Source organism: Flavobacterium branchiarum (assembly GCF_030409845.1).
Classification (GTDB): Bacteria; Bacteroidota; Bacteroidia; order Flavobacteriales; family Flavobacteriaceae; genus Flavobacterium; species Flavobacterium branchiarum.
On sequence record NZ_JAUFQQ010000003.1, the window covers coordinates 1,476,266 to 1,492,725 of the forward strand.

Below are 16,460 nucleotides of genomic sequence, written 5' to 3' on the forward strand. Positions count from 1 at the left end.
TTCAAAGAGTTACGCTTCAATTTATTCTTTTAAAAAAAAATATAAATTAGGGAAAGCACTTTTAAAGTTTTTTCCTTTAACTAAAGAATTGTTGCCATATTCTAATCCAACATCTATATAAGAGTGGATTATTTTTTTTTGTTCACTGTTTATTTTTGAAATGGATTTTATGTATTCCGTTTCACCTAATGTTGTAACTAGATCAACAATAACTGCCCCTTGATCATATCCAACGGCATTGTCAAACTCTAATAACGATAATTTTTTTATTGAATTTTCATCGCCAGTGAGGGCTTTCCTTAATAATTCACAATAATTAATAGATTTTTCATTTGCAACTGTACTTAACAATACACTAACCTCTATATTTTTTACAATACATTTATTGCTACAAGAGTTTATAAGTAATAGTAAAATGCACATACGCATAATTATATAAAAATTAGTTCTCATTATTCTTGTTTTTCCCAATCATCTTGAATTTTCTCATTTAATTTTATTTGTCAATATACTTAGATGGAATGGGGGAGATTCCGCGCGGCATTTGGCTACATATCCAAGCAATAGTACGTTGTTATTCTTTTCCTAAATTACTATTCTCAATATCTTCTCTAGAAAATCCTGCATTTAAAATCGCTAGTGTATCGGTGATTTCTTTTGAATAATTACCTCTAACTATTTCTGGAGATTCAGGCAAATATTTCATTTCATAAAACTTACCAATATCATTTTTTGTAGTTTTATATTCTATATCGCTTTCAAATGAAGTATATTTTTTATTGTCAATATAATACGTTAAATACACCGTTGAGGCCCATTTAGGAGGAGTAACAATAGAATCAAGTCTTGCGATTGTTTTTTTTCCATTTTCTTTTAATTTGTTATCAGTACAATAACCTCTTATATATGCGAATAAAAGAAGAGAAAACATCCCTCCAAAAAATAATATTGCCTTTGTTTTTACTTTCATAATTATTCTATTTCTTGTGAAGCTGAGTTAGCTCCAACTGCTACAAATCCTTTAAAATATTCTCTTACCATTGCTTCTCCAAAACTAGACCCCGAAAGATAATTATCTGTTGCTTTTCCAAAACGATTACTTAAAACTGCTGCACCTACTTGAACTGCCCATTTATTAAATGATTCTGGAGTTTGAGGGACTTGTCCTTTCATTATGTTTTTAGGTGTCCATCCTAAGGTTTCTCCAAAAATAGCAGGTCCCATTCCTGGTACAATTGAACTTGCTGTAGAAACAATATTAATATTCTCAAATTTTCTACGATTTGGATAATATTGAGCCGTCGCATTTGATAATACATGTATATCGCCCTAGCGCACTGTTACCTAATTTTCGGACTAGCTGTGGAAATAGAATATCTTATATTTTTTTTTAATGTAATGTACATTTCAAAAAAATCATAGAGATAGTTACTTATAAATCTTTCCCTCACATTTCCAAGGAAAAGTTAGTACTGTATCCTTCTTATGAATATTAAAAATTAATTCTCCTTTTCTTTTAATAATAGTATCTCCTATAGAAATGTGACTATTATATTCATACCAACCATTATTTGTCTTATATTCTCTTTTTTCACCTGATATTGGATCAATCCCACTAATATTAAATCTATAAGTCCCCGTATTTGGCTTATTATAAACAACAACGAGAAACTCATCATTCTTTCTTTTTTCTGCTAAACGATTACAATCAACTTTCATACAAGAATTGAAAGTCAAAACTAATAACATCAATAAAGAGTATTTCATATTTAATTATTTTTAGAATTATAAAATATTATCGTATTAGAGCCTGTAAATCCAGCATTGAATCCTACTTTCAAATCAAAACTTTTTGTTTCAACACCTTTATCTGAAAATCCAAAATTATTACTTTCAGCGGATTTAGAATAAGTCCCACCAAAAAGAAGTGAGCCAGTATAGCCTGTTGAAGTACCTCTTAATCCATCAAGTACGCCAGTGTTTCCTCCATAATTATCATACATATCAAAAGACAATCCACATCCCAATTTAGGCAATGCTAATGTACCATTATAACCAATGTTACCCCCATAGCTTCCAAAAAAAGCAAAATCTTTTTTTCTGTCAATTGCAATCCCTATGGCTCCATGAAATTCTCCAAAAAGTCCAGTATTTATATTAACATTTGTTGAAAATCCAGTTGCATCTGGTATATAAGGCGAATAAGGATTTTTACCGTCAATATATTTATAGGTGTCAAAATAACCTTGGTAATACGATGTTTTTTTATACCCCTTAATATTAACATTATTTAATGCAATAGTATTACCTAAATCTTTCGCTCCATTCTGTCCCATCCAAGTAGTCGTAGCTTTATTGTATTTCCAACTACCACTACTATCTGTATGAATAGCCCCATCATTTGCATCTACACCAGTAGGGGGTTCTGCAATCATACCTGTTGGATCAACAAAATTGATAGGATTATTGAAAGTATAAACATAGGAACCATAATTAGGCATTTTTTCACTTAACGGGTCTGGAGATATCCAGCGTCCTACAGCATCGCCAATAGGTTGTGCATAAGGATCTGTAGGGTCATGAATTATACGCCCGACAATTTGTTGGTTCTTTACATGCCAGCGTACTCTACCAATAGTGACGATACTATCTAGGTCATGAACTTCGAGATATTTTCCGTTGGTCAACGTTGCAACGGGTGCTTTTGAGCCGTATTTAGCAAATGGATTTCCTGCTAGAACATTTTTAGCTCTTCTTTCTTGTTCTTCTTTTGACAAAATTTCCTGAGCTGAAACTACATTAAAACTAAGGATTAAAAGTATTAAAAAATAAAGGGTTTTCATGAAATTAATTTTTATTAAATGCATTTATCTTTTTATTTTGATATTTGTTTTTTTCGGTTTTTAAAGAAACTAACCAACTGAGGTACACATTTTCGGGCATATTTCTGTATCCTATTTCATGAATAAAAGCGTATTGTTTTTCTAATTTTTTAAAGAGCAAATTTTGTTTTTCTTTATCGATTTCTTTTTCAATTAGAGTGTAGTTTGTTTCCGCTTTTAAAATCAATGCCGATGCAAAGTTTGGATATTGTTTTATGGCCAACTCGCAACATCTTAAAACGAATTCTCCATCATTATTAGGGAATCTAGCATTATAGTTTTCCGCTAAGTCAATTAAAACAAGGGCGATACTTTCATTATTATTTAAAGCTTTCATATATACTCCGTTAGCAATAGCATCAATATGCACAAAGCCCGACGCCATAATCCAAGCATCAATAGGAAACATGGCACTTGTTAATTCGGTATTGTACCAGCCCTCTTTTAGGCTGCGATGTTTGATATAAATATGATTTGGTGCTAGTGCTAGATTTGCTTCTACACCCAATTGTTCAGCAAGAATTTTATATAAATAGGGTAAAGAATGACAATTACCCTTTCGTGTTTCTAATAATTTTGAAACAAAAAGACTCTTTTTGGTCTGATGTCCAAAGACATCATTAAAATCATAACCAAAAGGTTTGTATTGATATACTATATTATTTGTAATTAAAGGAATAGTATCACACATGACTTGAAAAACAGCTGCCCATTTATTGACCTTTTCTTTATCCTTTTCAGGATAATCTAAAAAGCGTTCTTTGGTAAGAGCCAAAGTCAAATTATGTAAATTTTTCAGTTTCTTATTTAGCGAAACGGTGTCTAGGTTTCCATCTAAATAAGCATTTTCTACAGAAAAGACTGCTTTCTTAAAGCTGTAATTATTTTCATTGGCAATCATGCCATTGAGTAAAGTATAGCTATCTTCAAACAGATTCTCTTGTTTTTGCGCATTTGCACAAAAAAAGGAAATAAGTAATACTAGTATGTATATTGTTTTCTTCATTTTTTAATCTTTTTGTTTTTTTATAATTAGTCCTTTAAATTGTTTCTTAACTGTTTCGTTTTCTTGTTTGTGCTTTGCATCTTTTAGTGAACCTAACCAATTTTCATAAGCTTCAGCAGGCATGTGTTGATAGCCCAAATCTTTAATTCTTTTATACTGCTTATTCGATTTATTTAATAAATGGACCGCTTGAGGGTAAGCATTGATCTTTTGTAACTCTTTGTTATCTTCAGGATTTATGCCTATTTTATTTGTAACATATCTAAAAAATGCGTTGTCGTAATTTGCTTTAAGCATATTCGCATTGATATTATTAGGATATAATTCTATAGCTTTATTGATTACTTTTTCTATAAATCCATCGTAACCGTATTTTTGAACATATCCAACTGCCAAGTCAGTATAAAATTGAGATAGTAATTGTTGTTTGGACAAACCTTTCATGTAAATACGATTTTGAATCGCTTCTGCTTTTATAAATCCTGAGTTTAGAATAAATGATGAAACAGTATACACTCCGCGGGTAAGTTCCAGATTATACCACTTTCCTGTTTCATCTTGAAACTTGATATACATATGGTTTGGACTAAGTGCCAAATAGGCTTTTGCTCCGATTTCTTCTGCAAGTATTAAGTAATACAATGGCATGGAATGGCATTGTCCAGTTCCAGTACGCATAAGTTTAGTAACAAACATCTTAGACAAATCTTTGTTACCACTATAATCTTCAAAATCGTATTTTATCGGAAAGTGCTTTTCTTTGAAACCGTTTACTTCAAGTGGTTGAGTAAAGAATTCAAAAAGCATAAAATTTTTAAGTGCATTACTGTTAACATCATAATTCAATTCTTTCATCTTAGCTATCAAAAATTTACCAGTCTGCTTAATGGTTTTATCAAATAGATCTTTATCCAGTTTGTTTTCAAAATAGGCGTTTTCAATTTCAAAGTTTACATCTTTAACAGAGAAGTTTTCTTTGTTTAGTGTGAGCATTTTATCATAAACATTTCGATAATACTCTGTTCCCTTTAGATTTGAAAAAGTAGGTGGAACATAATTACTGTTTTTAGATTGATTACTCCATGAACTAATTAGCTTTAATCTTTCTTTTTTTCTCCTTTCAATCAGTTCGTTTTCTCGTATCAATTGGCGATTTTGCTGTTCCGTAATTTGCTGTTGTTGTTTTAAACCTAAAAAATCATTTTTATCAAAAATGTCTATTCTCGGTGCGTTCGGAAAATTAGGATGGGGGTTTGTATTGAAGGGAGTGTAATGATCATTAGGACTTGGAAATCTAACCTGTCCAGAGGTTAATATTGTTGACAAGAATAACGATATGCTTAAAATAATTTCGGTCAATTTCATTCCTTTTGTTTTTGGTTAAAATAGTATAAAATCTAATTAGTTTAAAATAATTCCTACAATGTAATTATTTTTAATAGATTAATACTGTTAAATTTTAAATTTAACACAAAAGGTAGGCTTGAGCATTACGGATTTTTACGGTATCGTACGCAGTACTACAGAGCAGTATTACTAAGAAAACCCTTTTTTATATTATTTTATTTAGTACTAGAAATAGCTTGAAAGTCAGGGCACTTCTTACGAGAATTTTCAATATTACTAGGGAAAAAATCAAACAAAAAAAACCTCAATTTTGTAAAATCGAGGTTTAAAATATAATTAGAGTTTTTACTCTACATCCAAATGAAGGTTTACAAAGGAGCAATACTATGGTTGCGGTTCTTCAATTTTATAACTTGAAAGGATCAAATAGGCAAAGCGAATTAGTCGAGTTATAAGATTGATTTAGTAATGAATGATCCTATAGCTTTTTAAAATCAGTAGGTTTCATGTTTTTCCTTTTTTTAAAGAAATTCGATAAATGGCTTTCATCCGTAAAACCAAATTCGTGCGCAATTTGCTTGATGGGCATTTGATTGTTTGAAATTCTTTTTTCGATTAATGTGGTGCGTAAATTATTGATATACGCTCTGTAGCTAATAGAAAATGTTCTTTTAAAATAAGCACTAAAATAAGTTTCGGCGATATTAAAATGAGCAGCAATTGTTTTTATCTGAACAGATTTAGGGTAATAAATATTCTGATGAATGTAAGATGTAATTTGTTCGTTATCAAAATTATTCCCTTTTACTTTAGGATTCATACCTCGCATCGTTTCTTTAATTAATCCGAAGATAGAAAGGATCTGATAGAAAACAATAGGCGAAGTGGTTACGTCAATTCGGCTGTTATAAGCGGTAATGTTCTCGATTGTGTTTTTTAGAATTGTTTTACAAGGTTCGTCTAGTTTAAGGACGGTCTCTTTAAGTAATCTATCTCTCATAAAACATTCTGGAGTATTTAGAAGTAAATCATCGCAGAAGAGGCTTTTGTTTGAATTGAAATAATTATCAGTAAATTTTATATATACAAATCGGGTACTTTTTTTAATATCAAAATAATGCTCGTCTTCGGGTGAAACGACAAATAAATCTCCTGATTTATAAGGAAGTAAGTTTTTGTTAAGGTGATGAATTCCATTTCCTTTAACGATATAAATTATTTCATAGTAGGTGTGACTATGAAAAGGGAGATGGAATTTTTCATCTTCAAATTCATGGATAACAAGCGTTTCAAATTGATTTAATTTCGGCATGCTCTATATATACAAGTTTATGTTGTAAATGTACAACTTATTTAAACTTCGGAAGAAGTAAATTTGTGCCATAGAAAATCTATTCCTTTTCTTAAAAAAATCAAATGAAAAAAAGTCTTATTGCGCTCTCATTGGGAGGTTTAACTATCGGAATCACAGAGTTTGTGATGATGGGTTTGTTACCAGATATTGCACAGAATATGAATGTTTCCATTCCGGTAGCTGGATATTTAATTTCAGCTTATGCTTTGGGTGTTGTAATTGGTGCACCGCTTTTAGTTATTATAGGTAGAAATTATCCACCAAAAAAAATGCTTTTAATTTTATCGATGATGTTGGCTGTATTTAATGCCCTTTCGATTATTGCGCCTACTTATGAATTATTGTTTGCTTCGAGATTACTTTCGGGATTGCCACACGGAGCATTTTTTGGAGTTGGAGCAGTTGTTGCTAGTCGTCTTGCGGATAAAGGAAAAGAAGCACAGGCTGTTTCTATAATGTTTGCAGGATTAACATTAGCAAATTTAATTGGTGTTCCAATTGGTACTTATATTGGGCATCATTTTTTATGGCGTTATACATTTGTTCTTATCGCCGCAATTGGACTACTTACATTTCTTTGTATTTATTTATGGATGCCAAATTTAGAATCGAATAATGGCGAAAGCATGAAAACACAGTTGCAGTTTTTTAAAAGAGCAGAGGCTTGGTTAATTATCGCAATAACAGCAATTGGTTTTGGAGGCTTGTTTTCTTGGATAAGTTACATCGCACCTTTACTTACTAGTGTTTCTGGATTTTCATCCGAAAGTGTTCCTTATATTTTAATCTTGGCAGGATTAGGAATGGTAATCGGAAACTTTATAGGAGGGAAATTAGCCGATAAATTTTCGCCTGCTTCTACAGTCATGATGTTACTTTTGGTTATGGCAATCGATTTACTTTTGGTTTATTCTTTTTCTTCTAATCAATATGCTTCTTTGTTTCTAACATTCTTAACAGGTTGTGTTTCGTTTTCGATCGTGGCACCAATTCAAATGTTAATGATTCAAACAGCAACTGGAGCCGAAATGATTGCATCCGCAGCGATCCAGGCTAGTTTTAATATAGGAAATGCATTAGGTGCTTTTCTAGGAGGATTACCTTTAATTGCAGGATATAGTTATGCATCGCCTAACCTCATTGGTGTTGGAATGTCGGCTTTGGGAATACTTATTACTTTTGTGTTTATTCAAAGAGAAAAGCGTATTCTTAAATTACAAAAGGTTTAATTAAAATCATATTTAAAAAAGACAAGTCTAATCGATTTGTCTTTTTTGTTAGTAGATATCTCTTTTAGGAATTAAATTATTTTAAATAAAAGTCTATTTTTACTTTAACGATGTTGGTTTTAATGACTGTATTATAAAATGAAATGCAATGAGTAGCAATAAAATGATTAAGGCCGTGTCTTACGGTGAGGTGCTTTGGGATGTTTTTGGTAATGAAAAGAAAATAGGAGGTGCTCCACTTAATGTTGCTTTAAGGATGAAAACATTAGGATGTGATGTTGCAATGATTAGTTGTGTAGGTAATGATGCTGATGGAATTGCAATTATAGAACACGTAAAGAATTTAGGTTTAGATACAGCTGCTATTTTGAAATCAGAAGAATTCTCGACTGGTTTGGTTCAAGTTTCTCTAAATGATACAGGATCGGCTAGTTATGAAATAAATTACCCATCGGCTTGGGATAAGATCGTTGTTAATGATACAGCCCGTGAATTGGTTGCAAATGCAGCTGTGCTTATTTATGGAAGTTTAGTTTGTAGAGATTCCGTATCGCGTTTGACATTAGAAGAGTTGCTTAAAAATGATGTTTATAAAGTTTTTGATGTCAATTTAAGAAAACCCCATTATTCGTATGATATAATCGAAAAGCTAATGCAATCTGCCAATTTTATAAAATTCAACGACGAAGAGTTGTTGGAAATTGCTGCTGTTATGAAATCTCCTTTTACAAGTTTAGAAGAGAACATGGCATTTATGGCAGAAAAAACAAATTCTAAAGCGATGTGCGTTACCAAAGGGAAAGAGGGAGCATTGTTATTGTGGGAAGGGAAAATGTATCAGAATGCAGGTTATCCGATTAAAGTGGCTGACACGGTAGGAGCTGGCGATTCATTTCTTGCAACCTTAATTACGTCGTTGCTGACAGATGAAAGTAATCCGCAAAGAGCCATTGATTTAGCTTGTGCAGTTGGTGCTTTAGTGGCAGGATCTGTAGGGGCAAATCCTGATATCACATCTACTCAAGTTGATGAATTAATGCAAAGAAGGGTTTAGTTTTTATTTCACATCAATTCCAGTTACTAATACTTTACAAAGATATTTGTATAATAGTTTCTCCCGTTAATAGGGTTTTTGGTTATAGAAATCCCAAAGTCACTATAATCTCCTGTGATGTTTTTTTTGTGAAGTGGACTCGCTAGCCAAGCATTAACCGCCGCCCGAGGAGTTTTATAGTTGTAAGCAACATTTTCACTTACTTTTATAACGCCAAGAGCTTTGATGATGTCTTCTGAACGGGCTACAAAATTATCGTGACCAACTGCATTGTTGGTTATCATGTAATTATTGTGCTCTTCGGATTTTACAGAAACATAGTTAATTGTTTCCAGTGGATTCAAACCAATACTGATTCTGTATTCGTTAATTAAATTAGTTACTTCTAATTCTTCGGGAGTATAATTGTAAGCTACATTTGCTTCGGGAGTTGGACCTAATGCAATACTATTGCCTAGAACATCATTAGTACAGGAAGCGAGTGTTGTTATTAATGTGATAACGAATGTAATTCGACTAATTTTTTTTATCATGATAAAATATAATTTACTGATTTAAAAGTGTTTATTTCAGTCGGCAAAGTTCCGTTAAGTATATTTTTTCGGGTATCATTAAAAATTTTAAAAATAGCAGATTAGGGTTTTTTTTGCCTTATATATGATTGGTAATGATGTTTTTTTAGAAATTATCGTACTTTAAGTTGATTAAAGACGGATAAACTACAAGTGTTAATATTATTAGTAATGATGCTTAATTTTAGTTTAAAAGTAATTTTATAGGAATAGTCTTTTGAAAAGAGATATGTTAAAGTGCGTGATTAATTTTAGATTTCATTTAAAAAGGAATGAAATCGGTATGTTTTGAGTGTTATTTAACAGATTAATTTTATTTTTTTTAATGTGTCTTTTTTTGGGTTTAATTTTTGTTTTGATATTACATTAAAAATAATTATTTGTCAACTTTGTTATGTTAGTAAATTTTTATTTTATTGATTATTAAGGTTTTAGTTTGTTTTGTTTGTCAACTTTTTGCTTGTCATTTTTTTTATAGTTTAATTATTTTTAAATTTACTAAAGAATTAAATATTTAAAAAATGCACTATCATGGATGAATTATTAGCTACAAAAAACAATGCAATTACCTATACGCAAGAAGAGGCAATAGAAGCATCTTTGGCTTATTTTAAGGGAGATAGTCTTGCCGCAACAGTTTGGGTCAGCAAGTATGCCCTTAAAGATTCTCAAGGAAATATTTATGAGTCATCTCCTAATGATATGCACCACCGTATTGCAGGTGAAATAGCTCGAATTGAAAAAAAATATAGTAATCCGTTATCTGAGGATGAAATTTTTAATTTGATAAAAGATTTTAAATATTTAGTACCTCAAGGTAGTCCTATGACTGGTATTGGAAATCCGTTTCAAGTTGCTTCTTTATCTAATTGTTTTGTAATTGGTAATGATAATTCGGATTCATATGGTGGAATTATGAAGACGGATCAGGAGCAAGTACAATTGATGAAAAGACGTGGAGGAGTGGGGCATGATTTGTCACATATTCGTCCTAAAGGATCACCAGTAAAAAATTCGGCATTAACCTCTACAGGATTAGTACCATTTATGGAGCGTTATTCTAATTCAACTCGTGAAGTTGCTCAAGATGGTCGTCGTGGAGCATTGATGCTTTCTGTATCTATTAATCATCCTGATGCGGCCGATTTTATTGATGCAAAAATGGAGCAAGGTAAAGTTACAGGTGCCAATGTGTCTGTACGTATCGATGATGCTTTTATGAAAGCCGTTAAAGAAGATGCTATATATGTTCAGAAATACCCAATTTTTAGTGCTAATCCATTATATACAAAAGAGGTTAAGGCAAAAGAACTATGGAATAAAATTATTCATAATGCATGGAAATCTGCAGAACCTGGAATTTTATTTTGGGATACTATAATTAATGAATCTTTGCCAGATTGTTATGCCGATTTGGGATACAAAACGCTATCTACAAATCCGTGTGGAGAGATTCCGCTTTGCGCCTACGATTCCTGTCGTTTACTAGCTATAAATTTATTGTCTTATGTAGATAATCCTTTTACCAAAGAAGCTTCATTTGATTTTATTCTTTTCAAAAATCATGTCGCTGCCGCTCAAAGAATAATGGACGATATTATTGATCTAGAATTAGAAAAGATTGATGCTATATTGGCAAAAATAGATGCTGATCCCGAAAGTGATGAAGTAAAAATGGTGGAGAAAAACTTATGGCTTAATATTAGAAATAAAGCAAAAGAGGGGCGTCGTACAGGAATCGGAATTACTGCAGAAGGGGATATGCTTGCAGCTCTTGGATTGCGCTATGCAAGTGAAGAAGGAGTTATTTTTTCTGAACAAATACATAAAACACTTGCTATAGAGGCATATCGAGGTTCGGTACATCTTGCCAAAGAACGTGGCATGTTTGCTATATACGATTCAGAAAGAGAGGAAAATAATCCATTCTTACTTAGATTAAAAGATGCCGATGCCGAATTATATTACGAAATGAAAGAACACGGCCGTCGTAATATTGCATTACTTACTATTGCTCCAACAGGAACAACGAGTTTAATGACGCAAACAACATCGGGTATCGAGCCTGTTTTTTTACCCGTTTACAAACGAAGAAGAAAAGTGAATCCAAATGATAAAGATGCTCGCGTAGATTTTGTTGATGAGGTTGGAGACAGTTGGGAAGAATATGTAGTTTTTCATCATCGATTTAAAGAATGGATGCTTGTAAACGGATATGATGTTTCTAAAAATTACAGTCAGGAAGAAATTGATGAGTTGGTAAAAAAATCACCTTATTATAAAGCTACAAGTAATGATATTGATTGGTTAAGTAAAGTACGTATGCAAGGTAAGATACAAAAATGGGTAGACCATTCCATATCAGTTACCATAAATGTACCCAATGAGACACCCGAAGAAATGGTGGATAAATTGTACATGGAAGCATGGGAATCAGGATGTAAAGGAGTTACGGTATATCGCGATGGTTCACGTTCGGGAGTGCTTATTGCTAATACAGAAAAGAAAGAAGAAGTTGCAGAGACTGCACCAAGTATTTTCCCGACTAAACGTCCTCAGATATTAGAAGCTGATGTAGTTCGTTTTCAGAATAGTAAAGACAAATGGATTGCTTTTATTGGATTGATAGACGGCAAACCTTATGAAATTTTCACTGGTCTTGTAGATGATGAAGATGGTATTTTGATTCCGCGTTGGGTATCAGAAGGATTTATTATCAAAAACAAGAATGAAGACGGAAGCAGTCGCTATGATTTTCAGTACAAAAACACAAGAGGTTATAAAACGACTATCGAGGGACTTTCGCATAAATTTAACCCTGAATATTGGAATTACGCCAAGTTAATATCAAGTACATTGCGACACGGAATGCCTATTGATAAAGCGGTTGAATTAATAAGCAGTTTGCAATTGGATGGTGAATCTATAAATACTTGGAAAAACGGCGTTGCTCGTGCTCTTAAACGTTATATTGTAGATGGTACCGAAGCACATGGTCAAAAATGTAGTAACTGTAATTCAGAGAATCTTATTTATCAAGAAGGTTGCCTTACTTGCAATGATTGTGGTTCGTCTAAATGTGGTTAATATTGATTTGTTATATTGATAAGTAATCTAACAAAAATCGCCTGCAAAGATTCTCTATGCAGGCGATTTTGTTTATTTGAAAATGGTAAAATTAAAGTTTCTCATAAGTCGATTCTGTTCCACCAGCCGCTATAACGCTATTGAAAAGAATCAGTTTTTTATCTTCTAGAAACACATATGTTTTCTCTTTATCATCATAAAATATAATGCTATAGTTGGCTTTGTGATTATTTATCGTTGTGTCTTCTGGAAAAATAGTGTAGGTCCCTTCTTCCTCTTTTTTTCCTTCATAATAACGTTCGAATTTTAGTCCTTCAAAATTTATTAAATTTCGATTTCCAGGTTTAAAGACTGGATCTGCATTTGCAACTTGGATACCTTCTATGTGTCGGAGCTCCCATGAGCCGTTTAATTCGTCTGTTACCGATTTTTTTCCACAACTCGAAATTGTAAAAAGTACCACAAAAGGTACTAATAGGTTTAAAATGTTTTTCATCTGTTTTTATTTGTAAGATATTATAAAATTAAGGTTTTATCACTTTGGCTAAAACTTGTGGTATTTGTATTAAATCATAGTCATCAGTGAAGACAATATATTGGTTGTGCCACGAAGGAGAAAACTTTTCTTTAAAATCCCTGAGTCCTTTATAATGTGAAAATGATTTTACTTTTTTATATACATATTTCATCGATTTCTCTTGAATTGTTGTTGGGTTTTCAATACCACTCATTGGCGCAAGACCAATATTTACGGCAGTAAGATTTTGAGATTTTAAGTGATTAAAAAGTTCAATCAAAATGAAATCAATTATGCCATTTGGAGCATCGGTAGTTTTTCTGATAAGGTCATAGGTTCCTTCGTTTTTAGTGTAATCTGGAATGATGTTAAGGAATGCGATAATTTTTTCTTCGCTATTTTCAACCGTAATTAAAGTTTGCTTTTTTAATTCATCCCATAAAAAAATACCTTGTGAGAAAAGAATTTCTTTACGTCCGGTTTCTTCTAGCCATTCGTCACTTACAGATTGTATTTTTTGTAATAAACCATCTTTTATTGGCGGTAAATTAATGGCGGTTTTTAATTGTAAATCGCTTATTTTTTTTAATCCATTGCGCAATGATTTTTTACTACCGCCTTCTAGATTAAAAGTTGTTAAATCAACAACGCCTTCCTGACCAATAAAAAAACATTTTTTTCCAAGTGATTTATAGGTTTCCAGATTTTTTTCTGGAATACGGTAATACATGCTTTTTAATCCTGCTTCGTAACAATAATTATCAAATTCAATTATACATTGTTTCATTTCGGTTTCATCTTTAGCAACGGGATTCTCGAGTACAACTGCAAAATTGCTCGAAACACGATAGGCTAGGAACGAATCCTTATTTTGAGAAATAAATAAAAGTTTGTCAAAGTAAGTTTTAAAATAGTCTAAAGACGAATTTCCATATTTTTCTAATAGTTCATTTGCAATTTCTTTTTCAGCACTGGTTACTGTATTTTTTGATATATAAGGTTTAATTAGTGTGTATATTAAGAAAACGAATGATGTAAAACCGCTAATTTTAATGGATGCGAGAAAGTGTTTTGAGAAATTATCTAAAGGAACCAAATAGTAACTCCCTAGCAAAAAGTAATTTTGTAGTGTATAGCGTATCGATTGTCCAATACTAAAATCAATATTAAAATGCTTTTTGTCTAAAAAATAGAATCCAACTATTCCATAAATTAATACAGCTATAACACTTAAAATTGCTGTTTGCAATCCCAATAAACGAAGTTTAGGATTGGTTTTGATATAATATTCTTTTCGAGTTGCAATTAAACAAATGCATACTAGCAAGGCAAGTGTTGATTCTTCAAAATCGAATGCCTTGGTAAGATTCCCTACAAGAGAAATCACCGATAATCCTAAACCAAACCACCAAGCCATTTTTAAGCCCTTTAGCATAAAAGATGAGGTAACTAGCAAGAATAATCCAGAAGCAAAAACGAGATAATTAGATAAATGAATAGCCTCTAAAGGAAGGATACTTTTTAATTGAATTAATCGATCACTAATAGCAGGAGTTAGTACCGAAACGATATTTATTATTCCAAGAAAGAATAATAACAAGGCAGGAATAACTCTCATTAAAAGTTTATTTATTTTGGATAAAAAAGTAAGCAATCCTGCAACGAGTGGGAGCCAGAATTCAAATACTCGGTATAATAATGTTATGGCTATTGCTTGGGAACTTGTAAACCCATATTGAATCAAGATAAACCCCATAGAAACTTCTACCGGACCCAAGCCGCGAAGAAGAGGAGATATGATAAGAAAGATTACCGCAATTATGTACCCCATTGATGCCGCTACCAATGAAGGTTCAAATTGTAGTGCAATCATAGCAATATACAAATGAGCAATTCCGATAATGTCGATAAGAATAGAGACTAAAATGGTATAAATGAATTGGGTTCTATTAATCGTATTGTTTTGTAAATCGGTGAGGAAAATCTCTGTTTTAGGAAACCATTTTAAAAGTAATTTATAAGCGCTTCCATTGTTTAATATTGAATTAAATAACAAGAACAACCCCGTTATTAATAAGATGATTGTAAATAAGCCAATCCACTCACTAGAAGCTATTTTTCCATATAATAAAGCGTAAATGAATAGTGGAATTCCAATAGTTAGGACAGATAAAATTCCAATAAATCCATAAATGGCAGATGCTAAATGAATCTGTGTTTTTTCGATGCCTCTTTTGGTTAGCGGTTCTGTAAAGAAATAGAGCGAAGTGATACCACCAGCAGGAATAAATACGCTTATGAAATTTCTTTTTAAAAATAAAATAAGCGCTTGTTTAAGTTTGATTGTGACGCCAATTGCCGAAAAAGAATAGATATACATCACTCCTTGAAGAAAAATGTAAAATAGAGTTGTAAAAATACCAGCAACTATCCATTCTATTTTTGCATTTGTAAAACTATTTTTAACCTGAGATAGTTCAGTTTGTTCTTGTTTAATAAACCAGATGGCAACTCCAAGAAAGAAAAGTGTTACTATAAATTGAATTATTATTTTTCCATTTCTGGATAATAACGGAACACTTTGTTCTTTTAAAGTTTGGATATAATTATTGAATTTTGATGGCGTTTTCAATATTATTTTAATTAAGTATCTTAGTATAAATATATTGTATTATTTTTTAAAAAGATGTAAATAATCTAATTATGATAAATATACAGGTTAAATCATTAAAAATTAATCTGATTTTCATTTAAGTGCAGTAGTTTTAAATACAAATTAAATCAAGTATTAATTTTAAAACAATACAAATCATGAAAAAACTATTCTTGGCTTTAACCATTTTGTATGGTGCGACAATGTTTGGTCAAACAGAAGCTAAATCAGATAAAGAAATTATACCTCCAGTAGCAGTTACGATTGCATTTCAAAAAGAATTTTCAGGAATAATTCCAACCTGGACGCGGGATTTTGAAGGAGAAGATTCAGAACATATCAGGTATCTAGCAAAATTTAATACAGGTTCCTTTGCAGGATTAGCAGTTTATGACAACAATGGTAATTTAAAAGCGTATGAATTGGCAATAGCCAAAAACGAGCTCCCTAAAGCGGTTTTAAATTATATACAAAAGAATTATCCAGATGAAACTATTAGGGAAGCTGCTAAGCTTATCGATGGCAATAATGTTATTACATACGAAGTAGGTATCATAAAAGACAAGAAATTTATTGATTTGGTATTTGATAAAAAAGGCGGATTTCTTGAGGTAACAGAAAAGAATTAATTTGATAAAAAACACACATCATAAGTTACTTACCTAATAGAATATTTTAAAGCATCGAAATAATATTTAATGAGAGTATCTAGTAGAAAATGATTCCCCGTTGAGTAAAACTATAAAAAAGATAGGCTGT

General features: G+C 31.7%; 15 protein-coding genes. 4 read left to right on the top strand and 11 right to left on the bottom strand.

Annotated elements, in window-relative coordinates; all coding sequences use genetic code 11:
* Nucleotides 1-21 precede the first annotated feature (21 nt).
* From QWY99_RS07255 to QWY99_RS07290, 8 genes are all read right to left on the bottom strand, one after another.
* A complete protein-coding gene (locus QWY99_RS07255; RefSeq protein ID WP_290263196.1) occupies nucleotides 22-453 on the bottom strand; it encodes a hypothetical protein in 432 nt (143 codons plus the stop codon).
* 121 nt (nucleotides 454-574) lie between these two features.
* On the bottom strand, nucleotides 575-970 hold the full coding sequence (locus QWY99_RS07260; RefSeq protein ID WP_290263197.1) for a hypothetical protein: 396 nt from the start codon (nucleotides 968-970) through the stop codon (nucleotides 575-577).
* 2 nt (nucleotides 971-972) lie between these two features.
* A complete protein-coding gene (locus QWY99_RS07265; protein ID WP_290263199.1) occupies nucleotides 973-1,224 on the bottom strand; it encodes a hypothetical protein in 252 nt (83 codons plus the stop codon).
* 204 nt (nucleotides 1,225-1,428) lie between these two features.
* Complete coding sequence (locus QWY99_RS07270; RefSeq protein WP_290263202.1) at nucleotides 1,429-1,767, bottom strand: hypothetical protein; 339 nt, start codon at nucleotides 1,765-1,767, stop codon at nucleotides 1,429-1,431.
* Between the two features lie 2 nt (nucleotides 1,768-1,769).
* Nucleotides 1,770-2,843, bottom strand: coding sequence for an RHS repeat-associated core domain-containing protein (locus QWY99_RS07275; RefSeq protein WP_290263204.1), 1,074 nt, complete (start codon nucleotides 2,841-2,843; stop codon nucleotides 1,770-1,772).
* 4 nt (nucleotides 2,844-2,847) lie between these two features.
* Nucleotides 2,848-3,888, bottom strand: a complete 1,041-nt coding sequence (locus QWY99_RS07280; RefSeq protein WP_290263206.1) for a hypothetical protein — start codon at nucleotides 3,886-3,888, stop codon at nucleotides 2,848-2,850.
* Nucleotides 3,889-3,891: 3 nt separating this feature from the next.
* Complete coding sequence (locus tag QWY99_RS07285; RefSeq protein WP_290263209.1) at nucleotides 3,892-5,253, bottom strand: hypothetical protein; 1,362 nt, start codon at nucleotides 5,251-5,253, stop codon at nucleotides 3,892-3,894.
* A gap of 460 nt (nucleotides 5,254-5,713) precedes the next feature.
* Nucleotides 5,714-6,547 (bottom strand): AraC family transcriptional regulator, encoded by an 834-nt coding sequence (locus QWY99_RS07290; RefSeq protein WP_290263211.1) that lies wholly within the window; start codon nucleotides 6,545-6,547, stop codon nucleotides 5,714-5,716.
* Between the two features lie 104 nt (nucleotides 6,548-6,651).
* Between QWY99_RS07290 and QWY99_RS07295 the strand changes: the two genes are divergently transcribed.
* Together QWY99_RS07295 and QWY99_RS07300 are read left to right on the top strand one after the other, a co-directional pair.
* A complete protein-coding gene (locus QWY99_RS07295) occupies nucleotides 6,652-7,818 on the top strand; it encodes an MFS transporter (protein WP_290263213.1) in 1,167 nt (388 codons plus the stop codon).
* Nucleotides 7,819-7,966: 148 nt separating this feature from the next.
* Nucleotides 7,967-8,872 carry a carbohydrate kinase family protein gene (locus QWY99_RS07300; RefSeq protein WP_290263215.1) on the top strand — a complete coding sequence of 302 codons (906 nt, stop codon included), beginning with the start codon at nucleotides 7,967-7,969 and terminating at the stop codon, nucleotides 8,870-8,872.
* Between the two features lie 26 nt (nucleotides 8,873-8,898).
* Here the strand turns inward: QWY99_RS07300 and QWY99_RS07305 are convergent, their stop codons facing one another.
* Nucleotides 8,899-9,405 carry a CAP domain-containing protein gene (locus QWY99_RS07305; RefSeq protein ID WP_290263217.1) on the bottom strand — a complete coding sequence of 169 codons (507 nt, stop codon included), beginning with the start codon at nucleotides 9,403-9,405 and terminating at the stop codon, nucleotides 8,899-8,901.
* 570 nt (nucleotides 9,406-9,975) lie between these two features.
* Between QWY99_RS07305 and QWY99_RS07310 the strand changes: the two genes are divergently transcribed.
* Complete coding sequence (locus QWY99_RS07310; protein ID WP_290263219.1) at nucleotides 9,976-12,531, top strand: adenosylcobalamin-dependent ribonucleoside-diphosphate reductase; 2,556 nt, start codon at nucleotides 9,976-9,978, stop codon at nucleotides 12,529-12,531.
* A 91-nt stretch (nucleotides 12,532-12,622) separates the two neighbouring features.
* Here QWY99_RS07310 and QWY99_RS07315 read toward each other — a convergent pair whose 3' ends face one another.
* Both QWY99_RS07315 and QWY99_RS07320 read right to left on the bottom strand, forming a co-directional pair.
* Complete coding sequence (locus QWY99_RS07315; protein WP_290263221.1) at nucleotides 12,623-13,027, bottom strand: hypothetical protein; 405 nt, start codon at nucleotides 13,025-13,027, stop codon at nucleotides 12,623-12,625.
* 28 nt (nucleotides 13,028-13,055) lie between these two features.
* Complete coding sequence (locus tag QWY99_RS07320; protein ID WP_290263223.1) at nucleotides 13,056-15,680, bottom strand: phosphatidylglycerol lysyltransferase domain-containing protein; 2,625 nt, start codon at nucleotides 15,678-15,680, stop codon at nucleotides 13,056-13,058.
* A 179-nt stretch (nucleotides 15,681-15,859) separates the two neighbouring features.
* Here QWY99_RS07320 and QWY99_RS07325 point away from each other — a divergent pair, with 179 nt between their 5' ends.
* The gene (locus tag QWY99_RS07325) at nucleotides 15,860-16,330 is read left to right on the top strand and encodes a PepSY-like domain-containing protein (protein ID WP_290263225.1); all 471 of its coding nucleotides are present in this window, start codon (nucleotides 15,860-15,862) and stop codon (nucleotides 16,328-16,330) included.
* The last annotated feature ends 130 nt before the right edge of the window (nucleotides 16,331-16,460 follow it).